We start from the raw sequence: 24,575 nt of genomic DNA, 5'->3' as shown, positions 1-24,575 counted from the left end.
GTGTGGAGGTGGGTGGCGGATCAGGTGGCGCTGATGGTGCCCGTCATCAGCAGGGCGAGCACCAGGGTGCCCAGCGCGACCCGGTACAGCACGAAGACATAGAGGGTGTGGTGGGCGACGTAGCGCAGCAGCCAGGCGATGGCCGCGTACCCCACGCCGAAGGCGATGATCGTGGCGACGACCATCTGGGCCACGCTCGGCACCGAGGTGCCGGGGGCCGCCGGCTCGAAGACATCCTCGAGACTGAAGATCCCGGACATCACCACCGCCGGGATGGCCAGCAGGAACGAGTAACGCGCCGCCGCCTCCCGGGTGAGGTTGAGCAGCAGCCCGGCGGTGAGCGTGCCGCCCGAGCGCGACACCCCCGGGATGAGCGCCATCGCCTGGGCGAAACCCATCACCACACCGTCGCGCATCCGGAAGTTCGCCAGGGTGCGGGTCTGCCGCCCCCAGTACTCGGCGAACGCCAGCACGAACGCGAACACGATGAGCGTGGTGGCCACCAGCCAGAGGTTGCGGCCGGCGGTGCGGATCTGCTCCTTGAACAGGAGGCCGAACAGCCCGATCGGGATCGAGCCGACGATGACGTACCAGCCCATCCGGTAGTCGAGGCTGGAGCGCACCGACTTGTCCCGGATGCCGACCAGCCACGTACGGGTGATGCGCCAGATGTCCTTCGCGAAGTAGATCAGCACCGCCGCCTCGGTGCCCAACTGGGTGACCGCGGTGAACGACGCCCCGGCGTCCTGGTCGAAGAAGATCGCCGAGGTGATCCGCAGGTGACCGGACGAGCTGACCGGGAGGAACTCGGTCAGTCCCTGGACGATGCCCAGGACGATGGCCTCGATCCAGGTCACTCCCCGACTCCCGAGAGGTCCAGCGCCTCGGCGACGGTACGCAGGGTGTGCAGGCCGCTGTCCCGGTCGGCGGCGAACAGGCTCACCGACAGGGTGGTGACGCCGGCCGCCGCGTACTCCCGCATCCGCTCGGCGATGCGCTCCTTCGGGCCCAGCAGCGAGGTGCGGTCGATGAACTCCATCGGCACCGCGGCGGCGGCGTCACGCTGCCGCTTGGCCAGGTAGAGGTCCTGCACCTCGCGGGCGGCGTCGCCGTAGCCCATCCGGGTGGCGAGCTGGTTGTAGAAGTTCTGCTGGCGGCTGCCCATGCCGCCGACGTAGAGGGCCGCGTACCAACGGACCAGTTCCGCGCAGGTGGCGATGTCGTCGCCGACCACCACGGGCACCGACGGGACCACGTCGAAGCCGGCCAGCTCCTTGCCGACCTTCGCCCGCCCGGCGCGCACCGACGCGAGCTGCTCCTCGGCGAACTCCGGGGCGTAGAAGACGGCCAGCCAGCCGTCGGCGATCTCGCCGGCCAGCTCCAGGTTCTTCGGGCCCACGGCCGCGAGGTAGATCGGGATGTGCTCGCGCGGCGGGTGGAAGCCCAGCTTCAGCGCCTTGCCCGGCCCGTCCGGCAGCGGCAGCGTGTAGAACTCGCCGTCGTACGCGACCGACTTGCGCGCCACGGCCAGCTTCACGATGTCCACGAACTCGCGGGTCCGCGCCAGCGGCTTGCCGAACCGCACGCCGTGCCAGCCCTCGGAGACCTGCGGGCCCGACACGCCCAGGCCCAGCCGGAACCGGCCGCCGGAGAGCGCGTCGATGGTCGCCGCGGTCATCGCGGTCATCGCCGGGGTACGGGCGGGGATCTGCATCACCGCGCTGCCCAGGTCGATCCGTTCCGTCTGCCCGGCCATCCAGGCGAGCATGCTCGGCGAGTCGGAGCCGTAGGCCTCCGCCGCCCACACCACCGAGTAGCCGAGCCGGTCCGCCTCCTGGGCGAACGCAAGGTGATCGGCTGGTGTGCTCCACGCCGTCTGGTATCCGAGGCTGAGCCCGAGTCGCACTAGGTCCTCCCCCATCCGCACCACAGGTCGCATCAGGTTACGCAATGCCGGAAGACGGCCCGACCACCGGTCGCCCCCACCGGGGCGTCGCCCGGACGGTCGGAAAGGCGACGCGCCCGACACACTTGACGGCGGCGAGGATATCGGCGGGCCCTGGTTCGAAATAAGGTTCACCCATGCAACAGCGACCGCTCGGCCGAAGCGGGCTGGCGGTTTCGCGGCTCGCGCTCGGCACCATGACCTGGGGCCGGGACACCGACGCCGACGATGCGGCCGCCCAGCTGAAGAGTTTCCTCGACGCGGGCGGCAACCTCATCGACACCGCCGACGTCTACGGCGACGGCGACGCCGAGGCCGTCATCGGGTCGCTGCTGGGTTCCCTGGTACCCCGCGACGAGCTGCTGATCGCCACGAAGGCGGGGCTGCGCCCGGGCAGCGGCCGGCGCCGCGACGGTTCCCGGGGCCACCTGCTGCGTACGCTGGACGCCTCGCTGCGCCGGCTCGGCACGGACCACGTCGACCTGTTCCAGCTGCACGGCTACGACCCGGACACCCCGCTGGAGGAGACGCTCGCGGCGCTCGACCACGCGGTGGCCAGCGGCCGGGTCCGCTACGTCGGGGTGTCGAACTTCGCCGGCTGGCAGACCGCGCGGGCGGCGGCCTGGCAGACCGCCTGGCCGGGGCGCGCCCCGGTGGTGGCCGCGCAGGTCGAGTACTCGCTGCTGGAGCGGGGCGTGGAGCGGGAGGTGCTGCCCGCGTGCGAGGCCCTCGGGCTGGGGGTGCTGCCCTGGTCGCCGCTGGGTCGCGGGGTGCTCACCGGCAAGTACCGCCACGGCCGGCCCGCCGACTCGCGGGCGGCCTCGCCGCACTTCGAGCGCTTCGTCGCCACCTACCTGGAGCCCCGCTGCTCCAGCATCGTGGAGGCGGTCGCCATCGCGGCCGGCGGGCTGGGTGTCTCCCCGACGGAGGTGGCGCTGGCGTGGATCCGCGACCGGCCCGGGGTGGTGGCCCCGATCCTCGGCGCGCGGACGGTCGGGCAGCTGCTCGGCGCGCTCCAGGTGGAGCGGGTGACCCTGCCGGACGAGATCGTCACCGCGCTGGACGACGTGTCGGCGGTGCCGGTGGGCTATCCCGAGCGCGACGGCTGACCCCGCGTCGCGCGGGGCGAGCGCGCGGTCAGGCCGCCGGGCGAGCGCCGGGCAGCTCGCGTACGGCGGCCAGGAAGCGGGCCTGGTCGTCGCGGGTGGCGGGGTTGACGATCCTGATCCAGGACCCGTCGTCGAAGACGATGGTGGACGGGAACTGCATCAGGCGGGCCCCGTGCTCGGATTCGATGCGGGCGACGCGCTGCCGCGGCACGCTCCACAGCACCTGCGGGCGCCGGCGGTCCTCGCGGTCGGGGTCGGGGCGGCGGCCCATCCGCAGCAGGTGCAGGTGGGTGTCGGTGACCGCCAGCGGGGTGCCGGTGTAGCGCTCGAGGAACAGCAGCAGGCTGCCGGCGAGCGTCGCCAGGTCGCCGCTGAAGACGTACCGCCGCCGGTAGGCGATCTCGGCGAGCTGGTCGGCCAGCGGCCGGTAGCGGCTGAGCCGGAACAGCGCCCGGAACGCCTCCTGCTCGTCGGTGAGCGGCAGCGGCTCCCGGGACGCGGCGCCCGGCGCGGGTTCGGGCTCGGCCGCCTCCGGGGTGCCCGCGGCGAGCACGGCGGCCTTGCCCGGCAGCAGCAGGACGCCGGCGGCGACGCGTACGGGTGTCAGCACGGCGTCCACCCAGGCGACCGGGTTGACGATGTTGAGCAGCCCGAACAGCGCGCGGGGGTCGAGCGCCTCGGCCAGTTCCGCGTTGACCCGGTCGGCGAGCTGGCTGCCGGCCCGGTGGTTCTCCGGAGCCCGCACCGGCGCCAGGCCGACGTAGCGGATCTCCTCTCCCGGCAGCAGGGGCGCGACGAGGGCACGCTCGGGCTCGTCGGTGGTACGGAACTCGTCGCGCAGCTCCCGGGCCTTCTCCCGGGCGGCACGCGCGCCGCCCAGCACCGCGTCGGTCAGCCGGCCCAGCCGGCTGCGCCCCTCGGACACCTCATACCCCCTCGGTCGGCCGTCACCTGCCGGCCGGTTGCCCCGCCGGCGGCTGCCCGAAGACATTCTGGTCGATCCACTCGGCGCCGCCCTGCACCGCCGCGTCGACCTTGTCGCCGACCTGGTCCATGCCGGGCACGGACAGCCCGGAGACCATCGCCACGGTGCCCCAGGTGACGCCGTGCACGACGGAGTTCGGGATGTTCCACGGCAGGTTGGTGGCCCAGTCCCGGCCGATCATCCGTGCCCCGTCGGCCATGCCGTGCGCCCGCAGTGCGCCGAGGCGCTCGAACGTGCTCATGTCGAACGGCGTGCCGGACTTGCCGAGCTTCCAGGTGCCCTTCGCCGGGTCCGTGAACCTGTGGTGCCACTTGTCGGCGTCGCCGGCGGCGCGGCGCCTGTCGGCGTACTTCTGGCCGGCGCGCAGCGCCTTCTGCTTGTCGACCAGCTTGTCCAGGTGGTTGCGCAGCTTGCGCAGGTGGAGCAGGACCCGTTGCAGCAGCCGGATGACCTTCTGCAGGTGCGTCGCCAACGGTCGGATGATCTTCAGCATCCGGGCCAGCGCGATCATGCCCCGGGTGACGCCCAGCGCCACGCCGGCCGCCCAGGACGCACCGGCGGTGAACGGGGCCATCAGCAGCGCGGTGACCAGCGTCACCAGCAGGAAGTTCACGAACTCGACGCAGATGTCGACCAGCACGTCGTGCACGGTCTGCAACGCGTCGGCGACGCCACGCAGGTATTCGGCCGTGGCGGCGAACTGCTCGGCGACGTCCAGCAGCTGCTGCTCGACGTCGGCCATCCGCCGCCCGTACGCCTCGCCGGACGGCGAGCGCCAGCCGGCCTGTTCGGCCAGGCGTACGCTGCGGTGGCCCATCGCCAGCTCCCGCACCTGCGTGGCCAGCGCGTCCCACTCGGTGGCCTTGGCGCGCAGCGCGGCCGGCTCGCCGTCGACGAGGTCGACGAGCTGGATCAGCGGCCAGGCGAGGGTGCGGCAGACGCTGTCGACCACCTTGTCCACGCCGGACAGGGCGTTGTCGATGCCGTTCCAGAGCTCGACGGCGGTGCCCGCGGGCCCGCTCACCGGGGCATCCCGGCGCCGATGGCGCGGAACGAGGCGTCGATGTCCTGCTCGTTGCGCTCGTAGGACTCGGCCGTCGCGCCCAGCGCGCCGCCGACCCGCTCGAACGCGTCGTGGCCGGAGCGGAACAGCTCCATACCGCCGGTGACCTGCTCGGCGTACTTGTCGCGGAGCATGTCGCTGACGAACGGCAGGTGCCCGAAGGCCCCGTCCGGGATGTCCCCGGCGGACGTGAGCCGGCTCTCCAGCGCGCTCAGCGAGGTGGCCACCCGCTTCGCCGTCGCCTCCAGCCGACGTACCGCCTGCACGTCGACGTCGATGTCAGGCACGCCGTTCCTCCCCCACTCGCACCGGCGGGACGACGATACGATCATGCCGCCGCCCGCCGCCACCCCGGGCGACACCGCGTACGGGAGGTTCCCATGTCTGACCCGCTGTCCGCGTTCGACGCCCTCGCCGGACGGCTCGCCGACATCGAGCGGCGCTTCGCCGGGCTCACCGACGACCTCGACGAGCTGAGCGGCACCGCCACGGACGACAGCGGCCTGGTCTCCGCGACCGTCGACGCCACCGGCGAGCTCACCGACCTGAGCTTCGCCCCGACCGCGCTGCGGGTGGGCACGGAGGATCTCGCCGCCATGGTGCTCCAGGCGTACCGGCAGGCCCGGGCGGCGGCGACGGAGCAGCTCAACGAGCGCACCGAGGGTCTCGACGCGACGCTCGGCGCCGGGCTGAACGGCATCTTCGGCACGCCCGGCGACTTCGCCTCGCTGGGTCGCCTGGAGGAGGCCATGGGACGCCTCGGGCGCCTCGACGGGCGGCTCGCGGGGCCGCCGGCATGACGTCGCCGGGCTGGCCCGACATCGTCGCCCGGCTCCACGACACGCTGTCGGGCTGCGACCGCGACACCGACCTGGAACTCGCCGCCGGCCCCCGCCGGCTGCACCTGATGGTGCGCCGGAACACCGTGCGCGGGGTATGCCCGCCCTACGACGAGCCACGCCTGGCCGAACTCGGCTGGCAGGCGCCGCGCGGGGCCGGCGGCTGGTGGTACGAGACGCCGCGTACCGCCGAGGGACTGCGCTGGTGGAGCGGGTTCGCCGCGCGGACCGCCGCCACGGTGCTCACCACCGAGCCCGGCGCCCTGTCCTGCCAGATCCTCCCGCCCACCGGCCCCCGGGTGCGGCCGGAGCCGACCGTCCCGCCGGTGCCCCGCGTCCGGGCCGCCGGGGAACCGCCCGCCGACCCGCTGGCCGCCGAGGAGCGGACCGCTGGGCAACCGCCCGCCGGTGAGCCGCCCGCCGGTGAGCCGCCCGCCGGTGGGGTGTCCGTGCTCGACCTGCTCAGCGACGCCGGCGCGCGGCGGGACCTGCCCGGCTACCTCGGCATCCTCGCCGCCGCGGCGGTCTGCGTACCGCTGGCGGCGGAGCCGGGGCCGGACCGCGACGTGCCGTGGACGATCGTCACCGACCCGACCGGCGCGCCGCTGCTGCCCGTCTTCACCTCCCCCGACGCGCTGACCGCGTTCGCCGGGGAGGGCGTGCCGTTCGTCGCCGTGCCCTGCGCGGACCTGCTCGCGGACTGGCCCGACCCGACGTGGGGGCTGGTGGTGGACGCGGGCACCCCGCGCGCCCTCGCCCTCGGCGCGGCGTCGCTGGCCGCCCTGCTGGCGGCGAACCCGCCCACCGGCTGACCGTCGCCGCGCGCTACCTGCCGCGCCGCACGGTCCGTACGCCGAACGCGATCGCGCCGACGACGAGCACGACGCCCAGGAGCTGGAGGCCCGGCGAGTCGTCGGCCTCCCCGAGCACGACGCCGGCGACGCCGAGCGCGACGGCGACGAGGACGAGCAGGTACTTCAGGTACTTCATGACGTCCCCCTGGTGGCGGCCGGGCCGGTCGCGGAGCTGCCGGCGGGCGGTTCGTGGTCGTTGGCGCGCGGCGCGCCGTGCGGGCTCACTCCTCGACCCATTCGAGGAGGTCGCCGGGCTGGCAGTCGAGCACCCGGCACATGGCCTCCAGGGTGCTGAACCGGACGGCCTTGGCCCGGCCGTTCTTGAGCACCGCCACGTTCGCGGGCGTGAGCCCGACGCGCTCGGCGAACTCGCCGACGCTCATCTTGCGTTTGGCCAGCTCGACGTCGATGCGTACGACGATGGGCATCAGATCACCGCCTCCATGTCGGTCCGCAGCGTCGTGGCCTGCCGCAGCAGCGCGCGCATCACCACCATCAGCAGACCCAGCACGGCGACGCCCACCAGCAGCAGGAACAGCAGCAGCGGCAGCCCCGGGTCCGTGGCGTTGAAGCCGACGTAGAGGAAGACGCCCAGCAGCACGACCCAGGCGGCGACGATCGCCCACACGATCGCGTCCACCCACGCCAGCGCGGCGTCGCTGAAGATGCGGTCGTGCTTGACCAGGGTGAGCAGCTTCCAGGTGCAGACGACCACCACCTGCACGCACAGCACCCAGAACACCGCGACGGCGGTCATCGGCCACCTGAGGTAGGCGAGGTCCGGGGACTCCTGCGCCATGTGTGCGAACTGCCCGGGCAGCGAGAAGGTCTGGAGCATGACCAGGATCCCGAACAGCACCACGAGGAAGACTCGGAGCGGCGCTACCGCTCGATGCTCGTTCAACATACATCGACTATCACTTGCAACCTATCGAAAGTCAATCGGTTCGCCGTACGCCCGCCGCGCCGGGGCGCGACCGGTCGGGCCGCCGGCGCGCACCGCGCCCGGCGACGGCGGTGCGGGTCACCGGCGAGGGGGTGGCAAACGGCCGGCGGGCTGGGCAGCATAGGGCTCATGGACTACGAGTACGCGCCGCTGCGGCTGCCGCCGAACGTCGACCGGTTGACCGCCGCGGCGCAGTTGGCGATCCAGGCGGAGTTCTCCGGATGGGAGCTGGCGCGGGTGCGGCTCTACCGCGACGGCACGCGACAGGTGGTGCTGCGCCGCCGCCGGGTCAACCAGCCGCAGCCGGGGCTGTCGTACTGAGCCCGGCACGCGCAAGGCCCGGGGCCGACCGATCGGTCGGCCCCGGGCCTTCACCGCCGCGTCGGCGGGCCGTCAGCGCCTAGTGGGCGTGGTCGTGCTCCTCGTCGAGCTCCATGAACGGGTGCTCGTCGAGCCGGCCGACCAGCCGGTCGTCGGCGGCCGGCTGGAACGGGCCAGCCGGGTCGTCGTCGTCGAAGGACTCCAGGTCGACCGGGGTGCCGACCTCGCTGACCATGACCACGCCGTCGAGCGGCTCCAGCTCCGGCACGTCCAGCGCGCCGAGCGAGCCGTCGCCGCTCTGCAGCAGCTCCAGCACCGCCTCGCCGACGCCCTCCACGGGCTCCGGCTCGTCCTCGGCCGGGGTGCCCTCCCGCCGGGCCGCCTCGGCGACGCGGATCAGCGCCGAGACGCTCGGCACCCGGTAGTCGCGCCGCTGGCGCACCGAGATGACCCGCGGATGCGGGTCGGTGGGCTCCACGCCCTCCACGTCGCCGAAGCGCTGGTCGGCCTCCTCCGGGTCGATCGACTCGACGTCCCACGGGGTGACCTCGCCGAAGGCGTCCAGGAGTTGCTCGTCGTACGCGAAGGACGCGTTGTTCAGCGCGACGTACGCCTGCCAGACGTCGTCGTCGTCGATGCGGCCCTGCGCGGCACGGACGGCGGCCAGGTGGTGGCGGGCCGCATCGATCACGCGCTCGAGGGCGGCGTCCAGCTCACCGTGCTGGTCGGTCATGTGGGTCAGTCCCTTCACGATCAGAGGTTCCCGCCGGAACACCGGGTTCCTGGCGGGGGCTAGCAGGTGCGGAGGAACCGGTCGAGAACCCGCACGCCGAACTGTAGTCCGTCCACCGGAACCCGCTCGTCGATGCCGTGGAACAACGCGGAGAAGTTCAGGTCGGCGGGCAGCCGCAGCGGTGCGAAGCCGAAGCAGCGGATGCCGAGCTGCGAGAACGCCTTGGCGTCGGTGCCGCCGGAGAGCATGTACGGCACCGGCCGCGCCCCCGGGTCCTCCGCGCGCAGCGCGGCCGACATCGCGTCGACCAGGTCGCCGTCGAACGTCGTCTCGAGCGCCGGCTGGCGCTGCACGTACTCGATGACGATGTCCGGACCGACCAGCTCGCGCAGCTGCCGCTCCAGCAGCTCCGACTGCCCCGGCAGGCTGCGGCAGTCGATGGTGGCGGTGGCCCGGCCGGGAATGACGTTGTCCTTGTACCCGGCGGCGAGCCGCGTCGGGTTGGCGGTGTTGCGGATCGTCGCGCCGATGATGTTGGCGATCGGCCCGAGCTTGGCGATCGCGGTCTCCGGGTCCTCCGGGTCCAGCTCGATGCCGAGCAGGTCGGAGACCTCCTCCAGGAACGCCCGCACGGTGTCGGTGACCACCACCGGGAACCGGTGCCGGCCGACGCGGGCCACCGCCTCGGCGAGCGCGGTGACCGCGTTGTCGTCGTGGACCATCGAGCCGTGCCCGGGCCGGCCCTTCGCGTGCAGGCGCAGCCAGTCGATGCCCTTCTCGGCGGTCTCGATCAGGTAGAGCCGCTGGCTGTCGTTCACCGAGTACGAGAAACCGCCGACCTCGCCGATGGCCTCGGTGCAGCCGTCGAGCAGATCCCGGTGGCGCTCGACGAGGAAGTGCGCCCCGTAGTCGCTGCCCGCCTCCTCGTCGGCCGTGTACGCGAGGACGATGTCGCGGGGCGGGCGGACCCCGGTGCGCTGCCAGTGCCGCACCACGGCCAGCACCATCGCGTCGAAGTCCTTCATGTCGATGGCGCCCCTGCCCCACAGGTAGCCGTCGCGCAGCTCGCCCGAGAACGGGTGCACCGACCACTCGTCGGCGTCGGCGGGCACGACGTCGAGGTGGCCGTGCACGAGCAGCGCCCCGCGGCTCGGATCGGTGCCCGGGATGCGGGCGACGAGGTTGGCCCGGCCGGGCGCCGACTCGTGGATGACGGGCTCGACGCCCACCTCGGCGAGCTTCTCCGCCACGTACTCGGCGGCGAGGCGTTCCCCGGCGCTGGTGTCGTTGTCCCCGGTGTTGGTGGTGTCGATCCGCAGGAGGTCGCGGCAGAGGTCGACGACCTCGTCGGTGGGGTCGGGTCGGGCGGAGGCGGCGTCGCTCGTCATCGCTTCTTCATACCAGCCCGCCGGCCCGGTGCGGTCGTCCCGCCCCGCCGGCGCCGCCCGCCTCGGCACCGGGTGGGCCGGGCCGGCCGCGTACCCGCCGGGGTGCGGAAGCCGTCGGTGACCGGGCGCGGTTTCGCCGCCGGCGGGGCCGGGTACCGCCGCTCGCGACCGCTCCCCACCACATGCTTCGCCCGCCACCAGAGGAGGGCACCATGACCGTTCCCCTGCCACCGCTGCCGCCGACCGGAGAGGACAAGGACTTCCGTCCGGGCGGGCGCAGCATCGCCGACATCCTCGACGCCGAACACCGCCAGCTGCGGGAGTTGCTGCGGCGGCTCACCGCCGAAGGCCCGGAGCCCGCCCCGGGGCGCGGCCTGGAGGTGCTCACCGCGGCGCTGTCCCGGCACCTCTCAGCCGAGGAGCAGTACCTGCTGCCCGCCGTGCGCGCCGCCCTGCCCGATGCGGCCGGCCGCATCGACCGGGCCATCGCCGACGACCGCGCCCTGCTGACCGCCCTGCGGGGGCTCGCCGACGACGGGCTCGGCGACGTCGCCGCACGGGTGCACCGCCACGTCGAGGAGGCGGGCGCGCTGGTCGCGGCGCTGCGCGAGGTGGCCAGCGCCGAGGAGCTGATCCGGCTGGGCAACCGGCTGGAGATCGCCGAGGAGGCGGCCCCCACCCGCCCGCACCCGGGCACGCCGGCGACCCCGCCGTGGAACCGGGTCGTCGAGCCCGCGGTGGGGGTCGTCGACAAGGTCCGCGACGCCGTCACCGGCCGGCCCACCTACCTGGCCGACCTGACCGGGCCACCGCCGGCCTGAGCCGGCGGGGCCGCGTCGGACAGATCGGAGACCGTTGATCTGTCCAGGCCCTTCCGTCGGCCGCTACGGGGTCATACCGTCACGGTATGAATCTGGAGCTGCGACACCTGAGGGTGATCTGCGCGATCGCGGAGACGGGGAGCGTGACCAAGGCGGCATCGACGCTCGGCCTGGCCCAGCCGGCACTCACCGCCCAGCTCCAGCGCATCGAGCGGACCCTGGGCGGGCCGCTGTTCGAGCGGGACCGCCGCGGCGCCCGACCGACCGCCCTCGGCGAGCTGGTGCTCGCCCGGGCCCGGGTGCTGCTGCCGGCGATGAAGGGCCTGCAGGACGAGGCGGCGCGGCTGGCCGGCGCGGGGGACGCCCCGCGCCGGTACCGCTTCGGCGGGGTGAACAGCCCCATCCTCGGCCGCCTGGTGCACCGGCTCGCCGCCGAGCCCCCGCCCGCGCAGATCACCACCCACGCCTCCTGGTCGGCCGAGGAGCTGGCCCAGCTGGTCGCCGGCGGTCGGCTGGACTTCGCGCTGATCGGGGTGTGCGGCGACGCCGCCCCGCCGGCCGAGTTCGGGTTGAGCTGGCGCGAGGTGGCGGTCGACCCGGTGCTGGTGCTGCTGCCCGAGCAGCACCCGCTGGCAGGGCGGGCGGAGGTGAACCTGGTCGACCTGAGCCGCGAGCAGTGGGTCGCCGCGCCCGGCGACGGCTGCTTCGGCGACTGCTTCGCCGCCGCCTGCGCCCGCGCCGGCTTCACCCCGCGCAAGGTGTACGAGACCGACGTGCGCTGCTGCATCGACATGGTGGACTCGGGCGAGGCCATCGCGCTCTGCCAGGCCACCTTCCGCCCGGTCGCCGGGCTGGTGACCCGGATGCTGGCCGGGACGCCGCTGCGCTGGCGGCTGATGCTGGGCTGGCACCCGGACTCCCCCGCCGCCCGCGACGCCGAGCTGGTGCTGGAGCACGCGCTGGCCGCGTACACCGATTCCCTGGCGGCCCACCCGGAGTACCTGGCCTGGCTGATGCGCAACCCCGCGTACGGGGCACGGGGGCTGACGGCTGCCGGGGCCGACGGGGTGCGAACGGCGTGACGCCGGGTATCAGGCGGGCATGACCGATCTCTACCCCGCCGCCGACGACCGGGAGATCCTCCGGCAGGCCGCCGCCGCGCACACCGCCGCCGCCCGCGACGTGGAGGCGTTCCTGCGTCGCCTGCCGGAGGTGCCCGACCCGGCGGACGTCACGGAGTACGCCAACCTGCTGACCCGCGAGCAGCAGACGCGCGCCGACCGCGAGGCGGCGGCGGACGCCGCAGGCCTGACGATCGGAAGCCTGGAGAGCGACCAGGGTTGACCACGCCGGGCCGGCGACACCCCGGTGTCGCCGGCCCGGCGTTCGGCGAGGCGCCGTACGCCCCCGTCGCCGTTGCCCGAGGAGCGTCGTGCGCCCCGGTCAGCGCTCGACGAGGACGTCGTGGCCCAGGTCGAGCAGGGCGTGGCGCCACTCGTCGTCGGCGTTGCCGCGTGGCGGCTTCTCGTCCAGCAGGGACTGGATCTCGTCGATCGCGTCCCGCATCACCCGGATGTCCTCCGGGGTGAGGTCGACCTTGCGTTTGCTCAGCACCCGCAGGATCCGCCGGCCCAGCCCGGGCAGGTCGAGGTCCGGGTCGGGCCCGAACGACTCCTCCCCGGAGCCGCGGGTCAGCAGCCACTGCCGCAACTGTTCCGACGGGACGTTCACCTGGGCGTGGAAGTCGTCCCAGAGCACCTCCACCTCGGGTTCGAGCCGCTGCTCGCGTACCATCAGCCCTCCTCTCGACGGCGGCGGTCGGACTCCGCCGGCTCCGGGTCGTCGCCCTGCTGGCCCACGCCCTCCGGCGGTACCCGCACCCGGGCGGGGTTCGCGGTCGGCGGGGCCAGGATCGGATCGGTGCGCTCGCTCTCGTCCCGGGTCTCCTCGGGTTCGGTCATGTCCGTCCTCCGGTCAGCGGGGATGGGACGTCGTGGCCGGGGTGTAGCCGCGCTCGCCGGCCGCCACGTCGAAGGCGAGCCGCCCGTCACGGGCGTCCACGGTGACCTTCTGGCTCGGTGAGACGGCCGACTCCAGCAGCATCCGGGAGAGCTGGTTGTCCACCTCCCGCTGGATGACCCGGCGCAGCGGCCGGGCACCGAACTCCGGCTGGTAGCCGTGCTCGGCGATCCAGTCGATGGCGGGGGTGGTGAAGTGGACCTGGATGTCCTGCGCGTGCAGCCGGCGGCGGGTCTCCTCCAGCAGCAGGCCGGTGATCTGGCGCAGCTGCTCGGCCTCCAGCCGACGGAAGATGATCACCTCGTCGATGCGGTTGAGGAACTCCGGCCGGAAGTTCTCCTGGAGCCGGCGCATCAGCCGCTCGCGCAGCTCGTCGCGCTCCTGGTCGCCGCCCTCGGCGCCGGTGCCGAACCCGACGGCGCGCTGGGCGCCGGTGATCAGCTCCGAACCCAGGTTGCTCGTCATGATCAGCACGGTGTTCTTGAAGTTGACCGTGCGGCCCTGGCTGTCGGTGAGCCGCCCCTCGTCGAGCACCTGGAGCAGGATGTTGAACACGTCGGCGTGGGCCTTCTCGATCTCGTCGAGCAGCACCACCGCGTACGGGCGGCGACGGACGGCCTCGGTGAGCTGGCCGGCCTCCTCGTAGCCGACGTACCCGGGCGGGGCGCCGACGAGCCGGCTGACCGTGTGCCGCTCCTGGAACTCGCTCATGTCCACCCGGACCATCCGGTCGGCCTCGCCGAACAGCGCCTCCGCCAGGGCCCGCGCCAACTCGGTCTTGCCGACGCCCGTGGGCCCGAGGAAGAGGAAGCTGCCCATCGGGCGGTTCGGGTCGGCCAGCCCGGTACGCGAGCGGCGCACCGCCTCGGCGACCGCGGTGACCGCGTCCTCCTGGCCGACGACCTTCTCGTGCAGGTGGCCCTCCAGGCGCAGCAACCGGTCGCGTTCCTCCTCGGTGAGCTGGCTGATCGGGATGCCGGTGGCCCGGGAGACCACCTCGGCGATCTCCTGCGGCCCGACGGCCGGCACCTGCGACGAACCGCCCTCGTCGCCACGGGCCAGGCGGATCTGCTCCTCCAGCTCGGCGAGCCGGTCGCGCAGCGCGGACGCCTTCTCGTACTGCTCGTCGGCGACGGCCTGCTCCTTGTCGCGGCGTACCTCGTCGAGCTGCGTCTCCAGCTCCCGCACGTCGGAGGCGGGGGTACGGGTGCGCAGCCGCACCCGCGCGCCGGCCTGGTCGATCAGGTCGATCGCCTTGTCGGGCAGGAACCGGTCGGTGACGTACCGGTCGGACAGCTCGGCCGCGGCGATCAGCGCCTCGTCGGTGAAGCGCACCTGGTGGTGGGCCTCGTAGCGGTCGCGCAGCCCGCGCAGGATGGCCACGGTGTCGTCGACGGTGGGCTCTGGCACGAACACCGGCTGGAACCGGCGGGCCAGCGCCGCGTCCTTCTCGATGCTCTTGCGGTACTCGTCCAGCGTGGTCGCGCCGATCACCCGCAGCTCGCCGCGGGCGAGCGCCGGCTTGAGCATGTTCGAGGCGTCCATGCCGCCCTCGCTGCCCGCCCCGCCCGCGCCGACCAGGGTGTGGATCTCGTCCAGGAAGACGATCAGCTCCTCGCGGTGCGCCCGGATCTCGTCGATGACCTTCTTCAGCCGCTCCTCGAAGTCACCCCGGTACCGGGTTCCGGCCACCAACCCGGCCAGGTCGAGTTGGATCACCCGCTTGCCGAGCAGCGTCTGCGGTACGTCGCCGTCGCAGATCCGCTCCGCCAGGCCCTCCACGATCGCCGTCTTGCCGACGCCGGCCTCGCCGATCAGCACCGGGTTGTTCTTGGTCCGCCTCGACAGGATCTCGACGGCCTGCTCGATCTCCTCGGCCCGGCCGATCACCGGGTCGATCTGGTCGTTGCGGGCCAGGTCGGTGAGGTCCTGGCCGTACTGGTCCAGGGTGGGGGTGCCACGGTCGGGCCGGGGCCCGTTCGCCGGGCCGCGCTCGGCGCTGGCGGCCTGCAACGACTCGGGCTGGATCCGCCCGGCGGCGAGCATCCGGCCCGCCGGGGACTCGGGGTTGAGCGGCAGCGCCATCAGGATGTGCTCGGGGCCGATGTAGTTGGCGCCCATCGCCCGGGACAGCTGGTGGGCGTCGAGCAACGCCCGCTTGGCCGCCGGGGTGAGCGACAGGTTGGGCGGCACCTCGCCCTTGGGCGCGCCGTCGCCGCGCCCGCCGAGGGCGTTGAGCAGCGTGTCCGGGTCGGCGCCGGCGCGGCGGACGAGGTCGCGCAGCGGTTCGCGTTGCAGCGCGGCCCAGAGCAGGTGGTCGGTGTCGAGGTCGGTGCTCTGCCGCTGCGCGGCCCGCCGGGCCGCGTCGGCCAGCATCTCCCGGGCGTCGGCGGTCATCAGCCGGGTGATGTCGACCCGGTGCGCGGGTCGGCGTCCCCCCTCGCCCCGGCCGAAGTACCGGGCCAGGAACTCGTCCCAGGGGTCGGAGCCGAAGTCACCGGGTCCCATCATGTCTGTCCTCCGCAGTCGGGCGCGACGGTCGCCAGGGGCTACCCGGCGTCCGTCGCGACAAACGCCGCCGCCGTGCGGGCGGACCGGGGCGCCCCGCCGACGCTCGCGGCAGGTCAGGGGCACCTTGCGCGGTCGCGGGGCGGGCGGGTGGCAGGCTGACGGCATGGACGCGACGACGCCGCTGCTGATCGTGGACGCCGCCAACGTGGTGGGATCCCGCCCGGACGGCTGGTGGCGCGACCGCGCGGGCGCGACCGCCCGGCTGCGCGACTCGCTGGCCCCGGTCGCCGACGCCGGCCTGCCCCCGCAGCTGCCGCCCCCGGTGGAGGTGGTGCTGGTGGTGGAGGGCCGGGCGCGGGACGTGCCGGGCACCGCCGGGGTCCGGGTGGTCGCCGCGCCCGGCTCCGGCGACGACGCCGTCGTCGACCTGGTCGCCGCCGCGCCGCAGCGCCGGCGGCTGGTCGTCACCGCCGACCGTGAGCTGCGCGAACGCGTCACCGCGCAGGGCGCCGAGGTGTACGGGCCACGCTGGCTGCGCGACGGCACCACCCTGTCCGGCGGGTCCCGCTGATCGGACTGTCGGCGCTTCCGGTCGACAACCGGTCAGCGGGGCAGGAACACTGACAGGGCGGATGTTCTCTCACCGTGAGGGATAGGCTCTAATGGAGGCCTCCCCGCCCCCAGGAGGTTTCGCCGTGGCGAGCGTCGCCGAGCTCAAGGCAGCCATCGATGTCGCGCTGCAACAGATCGGCGACGGCCAGAGCGCCGTGCAGGCGGCCGGCGAGAAGCTGGCCGAGGCGCAGCAGACCCTGGCCGGCGCGCTGGAGGGCAGCGGGCACGAGACGGTCGAGGCGGCCCAGTCGTCGCTGACCCAGGCCAGCCAGGAGCTGGAGGAGTGCCTCGCCGCGACACTCGTCGCCGTCGAGCAGGCGCAACTCTACGTCGCGACGCTCTGAGGTCCGGCCGTGTCCATCGTCGAGGACGTCGGCGCACAGGTCCGCGCCGCCGCCGATGACCTGCCGCTGGCCCAGCTGGCCCTGGCGCTGGAGAAGTTCGGGCTGGCCGCCGAGCGGCTGCGCTGGGTGCGCCAGGAGTCGGCCGACCCGATGGGGGTGCCGGAGCTCTCCGCCGCCACCGAGCACGCCGAGACCGCCGGCTACGCGCTGCGCGTCGCGCAGGAGCAACTGTCGGCGTACCTCGCCGCGATCGGGCTGGCCGCCGACGGCTCCCCGCCCCCGAGGCCGCCGGAGCAGCAGCGCCGGCCGGTGCACGACGCACCGCGCGAGGCCATCCCGGGCGCGGCGGCCCCGGAACCGGCCGCCGACGTGACGCCCCGCCGCTGGTGGTCGGTGCGGGTGGCGGAGCTGACCGGCGGCCGGGAGGGTCCGCCGGAGCAGCCCGACGAGAAGGTCGACGACGCCCGGGAGCTGCTGCGCCGGGTCGTCGGCGGGGTCCGGGCCGGTGACCGCGACCGGCTGCACGCCGAGCTGCGTCGCGCGCACGCCGACGTCGGTCTCGGGATGGCCGCCGTGGCCCCGCCGCTGCTGCGCGAGCTGGCCGGGGAGCTGCTCGGGCACCCGCCGCGCGCCGACGACCTGGGCCGGCTGCACCGCGAGCTGGACGGCCGGGTCCGGGACCTGCTGCCCGGCCTGCCCCCGGCGGTGCTGGACACCCTGCTGACCCGGATCTGCCGGATGCCGCCGCCGCGTCGCGGCGAGGCCGAGCAGCCGCACGCCGCCGATCCGGCGGTCACCGCGGGGGTCGTCACCGGGGTGCTGCTGGCCCGGCTCGGCCGGGACCTGCCCACCGACGACGAGCGGGCCCGGCAGGCCGGGGCCGCCCGCGAGCGGCCTGCCGCCGACGAGCGGGAGCGGCAGGCCGAGGCCGCCCGGAACCGGGCCGACGACGCCGAGTGGCAGCGTCGCGCCGCCGCCGCGAAGGGCCGGGTGGCCGCCGCACGCGAGCGGGTCGCGGCGGCCCAGCAGCGCGCGTCGTCCGCCCACGACCAGGCCAGCGCGGCCCGGGAGCGGGCGGCGCGAACCGACGCGGCCGAGCGGGCAGCGCGAACCGACGCGGCCGAGCGGGCAGCGCGAACCGACGCGGCCGAGCGGGCAGCGCGAACCGACGCGGCCGAGCGGGCGGCACGAACCGGCCGGGCCGACTCGGCCGAGCGGGCCGGGACCCCCGAGCGGGCCGGGCCGGCGCGGGACCGGGCGGCGACGCACGAGCGTCCCGCCCCGACGAACGACCGGGCGGCGAGTGCCCGGCCCGGTGGATCGACGGGCGGCGCGGCGCCGCGACAGGGCACAGCGGTCGACGGCGCGACGGGCGCGCGACGGCCCGGCGGCGTCTGGTCGAGCCCGCCAACGGGCCGGCCGGCCCGGGGCGCCGGGACGGACCCGCGCGGGCGGGGCGTCGATGGCTGACCGGCGCAGCCAGCTGGTCATCCGGGTCCGGGGCATGTTGGGCGAGGCCCTCGGCGCGACCCGGACCCGGCTGTCCACCGCGCAGACCGAGCTGACCACGGCCCGGGAGCGGCTGGCGAAGGTCCGCCGCGCCGCGGCGGTCGTGCCCGAGCGGGTCGGTGCCCAGCGCGACCGACGGTTGGCCGAGATCGACGAGCGGCACGCCGAACGCATCGCGGAGCTGGCCCGGCGAGCGGCGGACGCGGCGCAGCGGGAGGCCCCCGGGGCGGCCTCCGCGGACTGGGCCCGGTGGCGCCCCACCCCGAGCCGGCGGGCCGAACCGCCGGGCGCGCTGCGCGTCGGCACGGTACGCATCCCCGGCGCCGAACCGGTGCCGGCGCTGGTGCCGCTGCTCGACGCCGGCCACGTCGAGCTGACCGGGGACGACCGGGTGGGCTGCGACGCGGTGGTGTCGGCGCTGCTGCTGCGCGGCGTCGGGCGGGCCGACCCGGGCGCCGTCCGGCTGGTCGGCTACGACCCCGAGCACCTGGGCGGCGGCCTGGCCGGGTTCGCCCCCCTCGGCACCGCCGGGCTGCTCACCTTCGTCGGCCCGGGCGGGCTGGCCCGGCTGCTCGACGACCTGGTCGAGCAGATCCGCCGGATCAACGAGACGGTGCTGGCCGGGGAGTACGTCTCGCTGCGCGAGCTGGCCGCCGCCACCGGACGCCGGCCCGAACCGTGGCGGGTGGCGGTGCTGCTGGGCGGCGACGAGCTGTCCCGGCACGAACGCGGCCAGCTCGACCGGGTGGTCCGCACCGGGGCGGCCTGCGGCGTGCACCTGGTGGTGCGGGGCGTGTCGCTGCCCGAGGACCCCACCGTGACCCGGGTCGGCGCGCACACCGACGGCGCCCGCATCGGCGGGCCGGGCGGCCTGCCCGTACGCCTCGACCCGCCGCCCCCGCCGGTGCTGGTCACCGAGACCTGCCGGGAGGTGGCGGCACGGGTCAACGCCGGGCCGGCGCCCACCCCGTTCACCGACCTGCTGCCGCCGCCCGAGCAGATGTGGCGGGAGGACTCCGCGACCGGGCTGACCGCCCCGATCGGTGAGGGGCCGCACGGACGGCCGGTGCTGCTCACCCTGGGCGACTATCCACCGCACGCGCTGATCGGCGGTCCGTCCGGCACCGGCAAGACGAACCTGATCTTCGCCTGGATCGGCGCGCTGGCCGCCCGCTACTCCCCCGCCGAGCTGGAGTTCTACCTGCTGGACTTCAAGGAGGGGGTGTCCTTCGCCCGGTTCGCCAAGGGCCGGCGGGACCCGAGCTGGCTGCCGCACATGCGCCTCGTCGGGATCAACGTCAACACCGACCGGGAGTTCGGCCTGGCGTTGCTGCGCTTCCTCGCCGAGGAGCTGCGCCGACGCGCCGACGCCGCGAAGAAGCACGAGGTCACCAAGCTCGCGGAGCTGCGCGCCGTCGACCCGACGGGGCACTGGCCGCGCATCGTCGCGGTGGTCGACGAGTTCCAGATGCTGCTGGCCGGGCGGGACGTGGTCGCCCGGGAGGCCGCCGACCTGCTGGAGGACCTGGCCCGGCGCGGCCGGTCGCAGGGCATCCACCTGGTGCTCGCCTCGCAGGACGTACGCGGCATCGAGGCGCTGTGGGGTCGTCCCGCGCTGGTCGCGCAGTTCACGTTGCGCATCGCCCTGCCGAAGGCCCTGCGGATCCTCGCCGAGCGCAACGACGCCGCCCAGTCCCTGCCGCGCCACCACGCGGTGGTCAACGCGGAGTCGGGCATGGCGGAGGGCAACCAGGTGGCCCGCATCCCGTCGGCCAGCGACTGGGAGACGTGGAGCGAGTTGCAGCACCGGCTGTGGCGGATGCGCCCGCAGGACGCCGCGCCGGCCCGGCTCTTCGACGGCGACGCGATCCCCCGGCTCGCCGACGCGCCGGACTTCCGGGCGTTGACCGCGCCGGAGACGGGGCACCCCCGTACGCCGGTGGCGCTGCTCGGGGAGATCATCGACGTGCAGTCCCGCTCGGCGGCGTTGCGGCTGCCCCGGGCGCCCGGCCGCAACCTGGCGGTGCTCGGCACCCGGGTGGACGAGGCGTGCGCGGTGCTCGACGCGGCGGCCCGCTCCCTGGCCCGCCAGCACCGCCCCGGCACGGCCCGGTTCTCGATCGCCTGCCTCGATCCGGACGCCGACCCGGCCGCCCGGTCCCTCTACGAGGATCTCGCCGACGACGCGGCCTGGTACGACGAGGAGACGGTGGGCGAGCTGATGGCCGAGACCGCCGAGGGGCTCGGGGCGCCGGGCATGCCGCACTACCTGCTGCTGTTCGCCGTCGACGCGGCGGCCGGGGCGTTGGCCACGCGGATCGGCCGGCGTACGGGGCTGGAGGAGCTGCGCCGGATCCTGCACGACGGGCCGGAGCGGCGCACCCACGTGCTGGCCTGGTGGCGCGGCGTCGCCCGGATGCGGGTCGACCTCGGCGGGCCGGCGGCCCGGACGGACCAGATCGGCGCCTGGGTGGCGCTGGACGCCCACGGCGGCGAGCTGGGCTCCTCGCTGTACCCGGGCACCGGCGGCCCGGACTGGTATCCCCGCCCCTGGCGGGGGCTGTTCTTCGACCGGGCGGTGCACCGTACCGGTCAGGTGATCATTCCCTACGGGCCGGCGCGATGAACGAACCGGTGACCAGCGAGTCGTACGCCGCCCAGATCCGTCGGCTGGCGGAGCTGAGCGCCCGGGTGCGCGCCCAGCGGGACGAGGCGCACACCTGGCACGCCCAGCAGTGTGCCGCCGCCGAGCGGGCCGTCGCCGAGGCGCAAGCCGCGCTCCGGCGCGCGGAGCAGGAGCTGGTGGACGCCCGGGAGGAGCAGGAACGGGTGGACGCCGAGGTCGCCGACCTGTGGCAGGCGCTGCGCGGTCGGCTCGGGGGTTCGGGCCGCCGGGCGGGCGGGCCACCGGCGCCGGTGCCCGGCGCGACGGGCGACCCGGCTCCGCTGCTGGCCGGGGTGCGCGACCTGCTCGTCCGCACCCGCCAGCCGGGTGACCTGCCCGGTTCGGTCAACCCCCTGCTGGCGTTGTGCGGGGTGGCCGGCGCGGTGCTCGCGTACGCCCTCGGCGGGGCGGCCCGGGCGGCGGGCGAGCGGTACGGCGGGGAGCTGGGGGTCGGGCTGCCGGTGCTGGCCCTGGTGGTGACGCTGCTGGGCCCGCTGGTCGGTCTGGTGCCGGCGAAGGTCCTGGCCGACCGCCGGCACGCCGTGCTCGGCCCACGGCCGATGACCGTCGTGCTCGTCGCCGGGCTGGTGACCACCGTCGCGTTGCTGGTCGCCGGCCGCTGATCCGCCGTCGCGGCGGCGTCCGGGCGAAGGTGGCGGTGCGGCGCGGGTCAGGTCGAGGATCCGGGCGGGGTTGCCGCAGCGCGTTGTCGGTGCGCCCGCCGACCGGTCGTGTAGATGTGGAGGCCGGACGACGACGGCCCCACCCGACGACAGGGAGCGTACGATGCCCAACTTCGTGCTCAACGTGATCCAGCCCGACAGGGACAGCCCGCCGCCGCCCGAGTTCCTCGAACCGATCCTGCGCGACGTCAAGGCCGTCAACGAGGAGATGCGCAGCGCGGGTGCCTGGGTCTTCCGCGCCGAGCTGGACCTGGCGCACACCGCCCGGGTGGTCCGGGTCGACGACGACGGCACGTCGCTGACGGACGGCCCGTACGCCGAGGGCAAGGAGCATCCCGGCGGCTTCACCGTGATCGCCGCGCCCGACCTGGACGCGGCGCTGGGCTGGGCGGAGAAGCTGTCCCGGGCGACCACCCTGCCGATCGAGGTCCGCCCGGTCACGGAGGTCAACCCCGCCTGAGGCGCCCTTCCGCGGCACGCCGCCGGGCCGGGCCGCGGACGGCCCGGCCCGGTTCGTGTGCTCAGGCGGGGACCAGCACCGCCTCGCGCAGGAGGCGGCGGGCCAGGGTGAGCCGGTCGGCGTCGTCGTCGAGACCCGGCAGGTCGCCGACGCGCACGGTGCCGTCGAGCAGGGCGCGCACGGCCGGCGCGCACGACGCGGGCAGGGTGATCGTGCGGTCGGGCAGCACCAGCGCGACCCGGTCACCACGCGGCGTGAGCTGCCACCGCAGGCCGGGTCGCAGGGCGAGCCGGGCGTCGGCGTCCAGCGCCGCGAGCGCGGCGGCCTGGGCCAGGGGCCGGATGGGCGCGGGCCGGGCGGCCGGCCAGGCCCGCTGCCGCAGCCGGGCGGCGACCGCCGCCGGATCGGCCCGCAGCAGCCAGTCCCGCAGCGCCTCCACCGTCTCGGTCAGCTCCGGTTCGATCGCGTCGGGGTCGGCGACGTCGGTGCCGAACGGCAGTGTGCCGCGCAGCCGCTGGTCCTCGGCGGCGAGAGCGAGCAACTCCTCCACCATGGCGTAGCGGGTCAGCGCCCGGACGCCGATGGTCAGGTGCAGCGAGCTGGACTCCTGTGCCTGTGCGCTGTGCAGCCAGCCGCGCGGCAGGTAGAGCGCGTCGCCGGGGGCGAGCACCACGTCCAGCGCGGCGGGCCCGTCGGCGGTGGCGGCCACCTCGTCGGCCCGGCCACCCCACGGCTGTTTCTCCAGCGGGTCGGGCAGCACCGGCGGGTGGATCCGCCAGTGCTTGCGGCCGTCGACCTGGAGGACGAAGACGTCGTGGGTGTCGTAGTGGGTGGCGAAGCCCTGGCTGCCGGCGGGGGTCAGGTAGGCGTTGACCTGCAACGGCTGCCCGACGGCGGTGCCGAGTTCGCGGGCGAAGTCGACCAGGGCCGGCCAGGTGCGGTGCAGGCCCTGTAGGACGAGGGTGGCGCCACCGGCATACAGCTCCAGCACCCGCTCGTCGAGCACCTGGTCGCCGATCTCGGCACCGGCACCGCCGCCGCCGGTGAAGCGGGCCGCCGGCACGAGCTGGCCGTCCTTGGCGATCCGCAGGAACGGGGTACGCAGGCCGCGGCGGCTGAGCAGCTCGTCGGCGTCGGCGGGGCTGAGCAGGTCGGTGAAGCCGGCCCGGTTGGGCAGCTCGTCGGCGCGCGAGAGCAGCGGCGTGCGTCCCCAGTGGGCGGCGGCGAACTTCGCCGGCTCGACCGACACGCAGCGGGCGAGCGCGGCGGCGGCCGCGGACGGAACCGCCGGGCGGCGGTCGCCGCCCGGCGGGTCGAGGTCGGTCATGGCGATCCGTCAGGCGCTGCCGTCGGCGCCACCGTCGTGCTGGCCCGGGGTCGCGCCGCCGTCGGCGGGGCCCTCCGCGCCACCGTCGGCGCCACCGTCCTGCTGGCCCGGGGTCGCGCCACCGTCGGCGGGGCCCTCCGCGCCACCGTCGGCGCCACCGTCCTGCTGGCCCGGGGTCGCACCGCCGTCGGCGGGGCCCTCCGCGCCACCGTCGGCGCCACCGTCCTGCTGGCCCGGGGTCGCGCCACCGTCCGCCGGGCCCTCGAGGCCGCCGCCGCTGGTGGTCTGCATGTCGTCGTCGTTGAGTGCCATCGGTGCTCCCTAGGGATGTGCCGCCCCGCCGTTACGCCGGGGTCCGTCGTGCAGCGGGTGGTACCCCACACGCGATCTTTTCTAACCCACCGTAGACGCCCGTTCCGGTTCACACCGGCGGTTCGCCGCGCCCGGCCCGGGCCGCCGGAAGGCGCGGCGACGGTGGCGCGCCGGCGCGTCGGGGAGCCGTCGGCGCCCGGCATCCCCGCCGGGACGCCGCCGCGCCGCGCGCCGGCGCGGACGGTGAAAGGATGGTCCTCGACCGGGAGGTGACGATGACCGACGAGACCGGGCCGGGCCCGCTGGAACCGGTGACGGAGCAGTGGCGGCGCGCGCTGGCTGTCGTGGCGCACCCCGACGACCTGGAGTTCGGCGCCGCCGCGGCGGTGGCCCGCTGGACGGGGCAGGGCAAGCAGGTCGTCTACTGCCTCGTCACCAGCGGCGAGGCCGGCATCGACGCGATGCCGCCGCCGCGGGCCAGGCAGGTGCGGGAGCGCGAGCAGCGCGAGTCCGCCGCCCTGGTCGGCGTACGGACCGTGGAGTTCCTCGGCCTGCCCGACGGTGTCCTCGAGTACGGTGTGCCGCTGCGTCGCGCCCTGGCCGGGGCGGTCCGCCGGCACCGCCCCGAGATCGTGATCACCAACAACTTCCGCGACACCTGGGACGGCGCGTACGCGCTGAACCAGGCCGACCACATCGCCACCGGCCGGGCGACGCTGGACGCCGTCCGCGACGCCGGCAACCGGTGGGTCTTCCCGGAACAGCTCGGCGACGGCGTCGAGCCGTGGAACGGGGTGCGCCAGGTCTGGGCCGCCTCCTCGCCCCTGGCCGCGCACGGGGTGGACGTCACCGACACCTTCGAGCGGGGCGTGGCCTCGCTGCGGGCGCACGACGCGTACCTGACCGGGCTGGGCGACGGCAGCTTCGACGCCGAGGAGTTCCTCGAAGGGCTGAGCCGCCCGGTCGGCACCCGGCTGGGCGTGCGCCACGGGGCGGCCTTCGAGGTCTTCCACGTCGACGCGTAGGGGCGGCGGATGATCCTGCCCGGCACCTCGCCGGTGGCTACACGGCAGCCAGCGTCTCCTTTGACGACGCCGGCCTGAACGGCACGCGGCCCGCCCCACCGCAG

Annotated in this window: 28 protein-coding genes and 1 pseudogene; 14 read left to right on the top strand and 15 right to left on the bottom strand. The window is 75.1% G+C overall.

Annotation, left to right across the window (positions count from 1 at the left end; all coding sequences use genetic code 11):
* Positions 1–20: 20 nt before the first annotated feature.
* Positions 21–857 (bottom strand): undecaprenyl-diphosphate phosphatase, encoded by an 837-nt coding sequence (locus CLT72_RS04045; protein WP_101409571.1) that lies wholly within the window; start codon positions 855–857, stop codon positions 21–23.
* Positions 854–1,906, bottom strand: a complete 1,053-nt coding sequence (locus CLT72_RS04040; protein WP_101409570.1) for an LLM class F420-dependent oxidoreductase — start codon at positions 1,904–1,906, stop codon at positions 854–856. The genes CLT72_RS04045 and CLT72_RS04040 overlap by 4 nt, the downstream gene beginning before the upstream one ends.
* Before the next feature lie 176 nt (positions 1,907–2,082).
* Here CLT72_RS04040 and CLT72_RS04035 point away from each other — a divergent pair, with 176 nt between their 5' ends.
* Positions 2,083–3,054 carry an aldo/keto reductase gene (locus tag CLT72_RS04035; protein WP_101409569.1) on the top strand — a complete coding sequence of 324 codons (972 nt, stop codon included), beginning with the start codon at positions 2,083–2,085 and terminating at the stop codon, positions 3,052–3,054.
* A gap of 28 nt (positions 3,055–3,082) precedes the next feature.
* Here the strand turns inward: CLT72_RS04035 and CLT72_RS04030 are convergent, their stop codons facing one another.
* The 3 genes from CLT72_RS04030 to CLT72_RS04020 are packed head-to-tail and all read right to left on the bottom strand — an operon-like array spanning position 3,083 to position 5,389.
* Positions 3,083–3,979 carry a hypothetical protein gene (locus tag CLT72_RS04030; protein ID WP_101409568.1) on the bottom strand — a complete coding sequence of 299 codons (897 nt, stop codon included), beginning with the start codon at positions 3,977–3,979 and terminating at the stop codon, positions 3,083–3,085.
* A 22-nt stretch (positions 3,980–4,001) separates the two neighbouring features.
* The gene (locus CLT72_RS04025; RefSeq protein ID WP_101409567.1) at positions 4,002–5,063 is read right to left on the bottom strand and encodes a WXG100 family type VII secretion target; all 1,062 of its coding nucleotides are present in this window, start codon (positions 5,061–5,063) and stop codon (positions 4,002–4,004) included.
* Entirely contained in the window at positions 5,060–5,389 is a 330-nt protein-coding gene (locus CLT72_RS04020; RefSeq protein WP_101409566.1) for a hypothetical protein, read from the bottom strand. The genes CLT72_RS04025 and CLT72_RS04020 overlap by 4 nt, the downstream gene beginning before the upstream one ends.
* A gap of 93 nt (positions 5,390–5,482) precedes the next feature.
* Here CLT72_RS04020 and CLT72_RS04015 point away from each other — a divergent pair, with 93 nt between their 5' ends.
* Both CLT72_RS04015 and CLT72_RS04010 read left to right on the top strand, forming a co-directional pair.
* The gene (locus CLT72_RS04015; RefSeq protein ID WP_101409565.1) at positions 5,483–5,902 is read left to right on the top strand and encodes a YbaB/EbfC family nucleoid-associated protein; all 420 of its coding nucleotides are present in this window, start codon (positions 5,483–5,485) and stop codon (positions 5,900–5,902) included.
* A complete protein-coding gene (locus CLT72_RS04010; RefSeq protein WP_101409564.1) occupies positions 5,899–6,753 on the top strand; it encodes an SseB family protein in 855 nt (284 codons plus the stop codon). Before CLT72_RS04015 ends, CLT72_RS04010 begins: the two co-directional genes overlap by 4 nt.
* A gap of 13 nt (positions 6,754–6,766) precedes the next feature.
* Here the strand turns inward: CLT72_RS04010 and CLT72_RS32135 are convergent, their stop codons facing one another.
* The 3 genes from CLT72_RS32135 to CLT72_RS04000 all read right to left on the bottom strand — a co-directional run bounded on the left by CLT72_RS32135 (position 6,767) and on the right by CLT72_RS04000 (position 7,702).
* Positions 6,767–6,931 carry a hypothetical protein gene (locus tag CLT72_RS32135; protein ID WP_199184467.1) on the bottom strand — a complete coding sequence of 55 codons (165 nt, stop codon included), beginning with the start codon at positions 6,929–6,931 and terminating at the stop codon, positions 6,767–6,769.
* An 85-nt stretch (positions 6,932–7,016) separates the two neighbouring features.
* Positions 7,017–7,223, bottom strand: coding sequence for a helix-turn-helix domain-containing protein (locus CLT72_RS04005; RefSeq protein WP_091094605.1), 207 nt, complete (start codon positions 7,221–7,223; stop codon positions 7,017–7,019).
* Positions 7,223–7,702: a DUF2975 domain-containing protein gene (locus CLT72_RS04000; RefSeq protein WP_101409563.1), complete on the bottom strand. Its 480-nt coding sequence runs from the start codon at positions 7,700–7,702 to the stop codon at positions 7,223–7,225. The genes CLT72_RS04005 and CLT72_RS04000 overlap by 1 nt, the downstream gene beginning before the upstream one ends.
* A gap of 168 nt (positions 7,703–7,870) precedes the next feature.
* Here CLT72_RS04000 and CLT72_RS03995 point away from each other — a divergent pair, with 168 nt between their 5' ends.
* On the top strand, positions 7,871–8,062 hold the full coding sequence (locus CLT72_RS03995; RefSeq protein ID WP_013734349.1) for a DUF5703 family protein: 192 nt from the start codon (positions 7,871–7,873) through the stop codon (positions 8,060–8,062).
* Between the two features lie 79 nt (positions 8,063–8,141).
* Here the strand turns inward: CLT72_RS03995 and CLT72_RS03990 are convergent, their stop codons facing one another.
* Together CLT72_RS03990 and CLT72_RS03985 are read right to left on the bottom strand one after the other, a co-directional pair.
* Positions 8,142–8,795 carry a hypothetical protein gene (locus tag CLT72_RS03990; protein ID WP_101409562.1) on the bottom strand — a complete coding sequence of 218 codons (654 nt, stop codon included), beginning with the start codon at positions 8,793–8,795 and terminating at the stop codon, positions 8,142–8,144.
* A gap of 59 nt (positions 8,796–8,854) precedes the next feature.
* Positions 8,855–10,183 (bottom strand): M20/M25/M40 family metallo-hydrolase, encoded by a 1,329-nt coding sequence (locus tag CLT72_RS03985; RefSeq protein WP_101409561.1) that lies wholly within the window; start codon positions 10,181–10,183, stop codon positions 8,855–8,857.
* Positions 10,184–10,395: 212 nt separating this feature from the next.
* Between CLT72_RS03985 and CLT72_RS03980 the strand changes: the two genes are divergently transcribed.
* The 3 genes from CLT72_RS03980 to CLT72_RS03970 all read left to right on the top strand — a co-directional run bounded on the left by CLT72_RS03980 (position 10,396) and on the right by CLT72_RS03970 (position 12,348).
* Positions 10,396–11,004, top strand: a complete 609-nt coding sequence (locus CLT72_RS03980) for a hemerythrin domain-containing protein (protein WP_101409560.1) — start codon at positions 10,396–10,398, stop codon at positions 11,002–11,004.
* 86 nt (positions 11,005–11,090) lie between these two features.
* Positions 11,091–12,086, top strand: coding sequence for a LysR family transcriptional regulator (locus CLT72_RS03975; RefSeq protein WP_101409559.1), 996 nt, complete (start codon positions 11,091–11,093; stop codon positions 12,084–12,086).
* Positions 12,087–12,105: 19 nt separating this feature from the next.
* Positions 12,106–12,348: a hypothetical protein gene (locus tag CLT72_RS03970; RefSeq protein ID WP_089000632.1), complete on the top strand. Its 243-nt coding sequence runs from the start codon at positions 12,106–12,108 to the stop codon at positions 12,346–12,348.
* A 99-nt stretch (positions 12,349–12,447) separates the two neighbouring features.
* Here the strand turns inward: CLT72_RS03970 and CLT72_RS03965 are convergent, their stop codons facing one another.
* Genes CLT72_RS03965 through CLT72_RS03960 form a run of 3 tightly spaced genes read right to left on the bottom strand, consistent with a single transcriptional unit; the run spans position 12,448 to position 15,534 of the window.
* Positions 12,448–12,798, bottom strand: a complete 351-nt coding sequence (locus CLT72_RS03965) for a DUF3140 domain-containing protein (RefSeq protein WP_089000633.1) — start codon at positions 12,796–12,798, stop codon at positions 12,448–12,450.
* The gene (locus tag CLT72_RS32130; RefSeq protein WP_199184466.1) at positions 12,798–12,965 is read right to left on the bottom strand and encodes a hypothetical protein; all 168 of its coding nucleotides are present in this window, start codon (positions 12,963–12,965) and stop codon (positions 12,798–12,800) included. The genes CLT72_RS03965 and CLT72_RS32130 overlap by 1 nt, the downstream gene beginning before the upstream one ends.
* 13 nt (positions 12,966–12,978) lie before the next feature.
* Positions 12,979–15,534 carry an ATP-dependent Clp protease ATP-binding subunit gene (locus CLT72_RS03960; RefSeq protein WP_101409558.1) on the bottom strand — a complete coding sequence of 852 codons (2,556 nt, stop codon included), beginning with the start codon at positions 15,532–15,534 and terminating at the stop codon, positions 12,979–12,981.
* Positions 15,535–15,697: 163 nt separating this feature from the next.
* On the opposite strand from CLT72_RS03960, the gene CLT72_RS03955 reads away from it, so the two are divergent.
* The 6 genes and pseudogenes from CLT72_RS03955 (at position 15,698) to CLT72_RS03930 (ending at position 21,807) form a co-directional block, all read left to right on the top strand.
* On the top strand, positions 15,698–16,105 hold the full coding sequence (locus CLT72_RS03955) for a PIN domain-containing protein (protein WP_101409557.1): 408 nt from the start codon (positions 15,698–15,700) through the stop codon (positions 16,103–16,105).
* 124 nt (positions 16,106–16,229) lie between these two features.
* Positions 16,230–16,490, top strand: a complete 261-nt coding sequence (locus tag CLT72_RS03950; RefSeq protein WP_089000636.1) for a hypothetical protein — start codon at positions 16,230–16,232, stop codon at positions 16,488–16,490.
* Positions 16,491–16,499: 9 nt separating this feature from the next.
* A pseudogene (locus CLT72_RS03945) lies at positions 16,500–17,522 on the top strand (hypothetical protein); the annotation flags it as partial.
* Between the two features lie 430 nt (positions 17,523–17,952).
* Positions 17,953–20,625 carry an FtsK/SpoIIIE domain-containing protein gene (locus tag CLT72_RS03940; protein ID WP_101414922.1) on the top strand — a complete coding sequence of 891 codons (2,673 nt, stop codon included), beginning with the start codon at positions 17,953–17,955 and terminating at the stop codon, positions 20,623–20,625.
* Positions 20,622–21,287, top strand: coding sequence for a hypothetical protein (locus CLT72_RS03935; protein ID WP_101409556.1), 666 nt, complete (start codon positions 20,622–20,624; stop codon positions 21,285–21,287). The genes CLT72_RS03940 and CLT72_RS03935 overlap by 4 nt, the downstream gene beginning before the upstream one ends.
* Positions 21,288–21,450: 163 nt before the next feature.
* Positions 21,451–21,807, top strand: coding sequence for a YciI family protein (locus tag CLT72_RS03930; protein ID WP_101409555.1), 357 nt, complete (start codon positions 21,451–21,453; stop codon positions 21,805–21,807).
* Positions 21,808–21,868: 61 nt separating this feature from the next.
* Here the strand turns inward: CLT72_RS03930 and CLT72_RS03925 are convergent, their stop codons facing one another.
* Entirely contained in the window at positions 21,869–23,134 is a 1,266-nt protein-coding gene (locus CLT72_RS03925; RefSeq protein WP_101409554.1) for a cupin domain-containing protein, read from the bottom strand.
* A gap of 9 nt (positions 23,135–23,143) precedes the next feature.
* Positions 23,144–23,446 (bottom strand): hypothetical protein, encoded by a 303-nt coding sequence (locus tag CLT72_RS03920; RefSeq protein ID WP_089000640.1) that lies wholly within the window; start codon positions 23,444–23,446, stop codon positions 23,144–23,146.
* Between the two features lie 251 nt (positions 23,447–23,697).
* On the opposite strand from CLT72_RS03920, the gene CLT72_RS03915 reads away from it, so the two are divergent.
* Positions 23,698–24,471, top strand: coding sequence for a PIG-L deacetylase family protein (locus tag CLT72_RS03915; RefSeq protein ID WP_250100168.1), 774 nt, complete (start codon positions 23,698–23,700; stop codon positions 24,469–24,471).
* The last annotated feature ends 104 nt before the right edge of the window (positions 24,472–24,575 follow it).

The sequence above is a fragment of the Micromonospora sp. CNZ309 genome, from assembly GCF_002846525.1.
Note: the sequence above shows the minus strand (reverse complement) of the source record. Positions and strands in the feature narration are given on the sequence as shown.

Bases quoted from the DNA above. Each gene is read 5' to 3' on its own strand.
- CLT72_RS03915 (WP_250100168.1), top strand. From the start codon at position 23,698: ATGGTCCTCGACCGGGAGGTGACGATGACCGACGAGACCGGGCCGGGC.
- CLT72_RS03920 (WP_089000640.1), bottom strand. From the start codon at position 23,446: ATGGCACTCAACGACGACGACATGCAGACCACCAGCGGCGGCGGCCTC.
- CLT72_RS03995 (WP_013734349.1), top strand. From the start codon at position 7,871: ATGGACTACGAGTACGCGCCGCTGCGGCTGCCGCCGAACGTCGACCGG.
- CLT72_RS03935 (WP_101409556.1), top strand. From the start codon at position 20,622: ATGAACGAACCGGTGACCAGCGAGTCGTACGCCGCCCAGATCCGTCGG.
- CLT72_RS03930 (WP_101409555.1), top strand. From the start codon at position 21,451: ATGCCCAACTTCGTGCTCAACGTGATCCAGCCCGACAGGGACAGCCCG.
- CLT72_RS32130 (WP_199184466.1), bottom strand. From the start codon at position 12,965: ATGACCGAACCCGAGGAGACCCGGGACGAGAGCGAGCGCACCGATCCG.
- CLT72_RS03975 (WP_101409559.1), top strand. From the start codon at position 11,091: ATGAATCTGGAGCTGCGACACCTGAGGGTGATCTGCGCGATCGCGGAG.
- CLT72_RS03970 (WP_089000632.1), top strand. From the start codon at position 12,106: ATGACCGATCTCTACCCCGCCGCCGACGACCGGGAGATCCTCCGGCAG.
- CLT72_RS03990 (WP_101409562.1), bottom strand. From the start codon at position 8,795: ATGACCGACCAGCACGGTGAGCTGGACGCCGCCCTCGAGCGCGTGATC.
- CLT72_RS32135 (WP_199184467.1), bottom strand. From the start codon at position 6,931: ATGAAGTACCTGAAGTACCTGCTCGTCCTCGTCGCCGTCGCGCTCGGC.
- CLT72_RS03965 (WP_089000633.1), bottom strand. From the start codon at position 12,798: ATGGTACGCGAGCAGCGGCTCGAACCCGAGGTGGAGGTGCTCTGGGAC.
- CLT72_RS03960 (WP_101409558.1), bottom strand. From the start codon at position 15,534: ATGATGGGACCCGGTGACTTCGGCTCCGACCCCTGGGACGAGTTCCTG.
- CLT72_RS04035 (WP_101409569.1), top strand. From the start codon at position 2,083: ATGCAACAGCGACCGCTCGGCCGAAGCGGGCTGGCGGTTTCGCGGCTC.
- CLT72_RS03980 (WP_101409560.1), top strand. From the start codon at position 10,396: ATGACCGTTCCCCTGCCACCGCTGCCGCCGACCGGAGAGGACAAGGAC.
- CLT72_RS03985 (WP_101409561.1), bottom strand. From the start codon at position 10,183: ATGACGAGCGACGCCGCCTCCGCCCGACCCGACCCCACCGACGAGGTC.
- CLT72_RS03925 (WP_101409554.1), bottom strand. From the start codon at position 23,134: ATGACCGACCTCGACCCGCCGGGCGGCGACCGCCGCCCGGCGGTTCCG.
- CLT72_RS03955 (WP_101409557.1), top strand. From the start codon at position 15,698: ATGGACGCGACGACGCCGCTGCTGATCGTGGACGCCGCCAACGTGGTG.
- CLT72_RS04010 (WP_101409564.1), top strand. From the start codon at position 5,899: ATGACGTCGCCGGGCTGGCCCGACATCGTCGCCCGGCTCCACGACACG.
- CLT72_RS04015 (WP_101409565.1), top strand. From the start codon at position 5,483: ATGTCTGACCCGCTGTCCGCGTTCGACGCCCTCGCCGGACGGCTCGCC.
- CLT72_RS04000 (WP_101409563.1), bottom strand. From the start codon at position 7,702: ATGTTGAACGAGCATCGAGCGGTAGCGCCGCTCCGAGTCTTCCTCGTG.
- CLT72_RS03940 (WP_101414922.1), top strand. From the start codon at position 17,953: ATGGCTGACCGGCGCAGCCAGCTGGTCATCCGGGTCCGGGGCATGTTG.
- CLT72_RS04005 (WP_091094605.1), bottom strand. From the start codon at position 7,223: ATGCCCATCGTCGTACGCATCGACGTCGAGCTGGCCAAACGCAAGATG.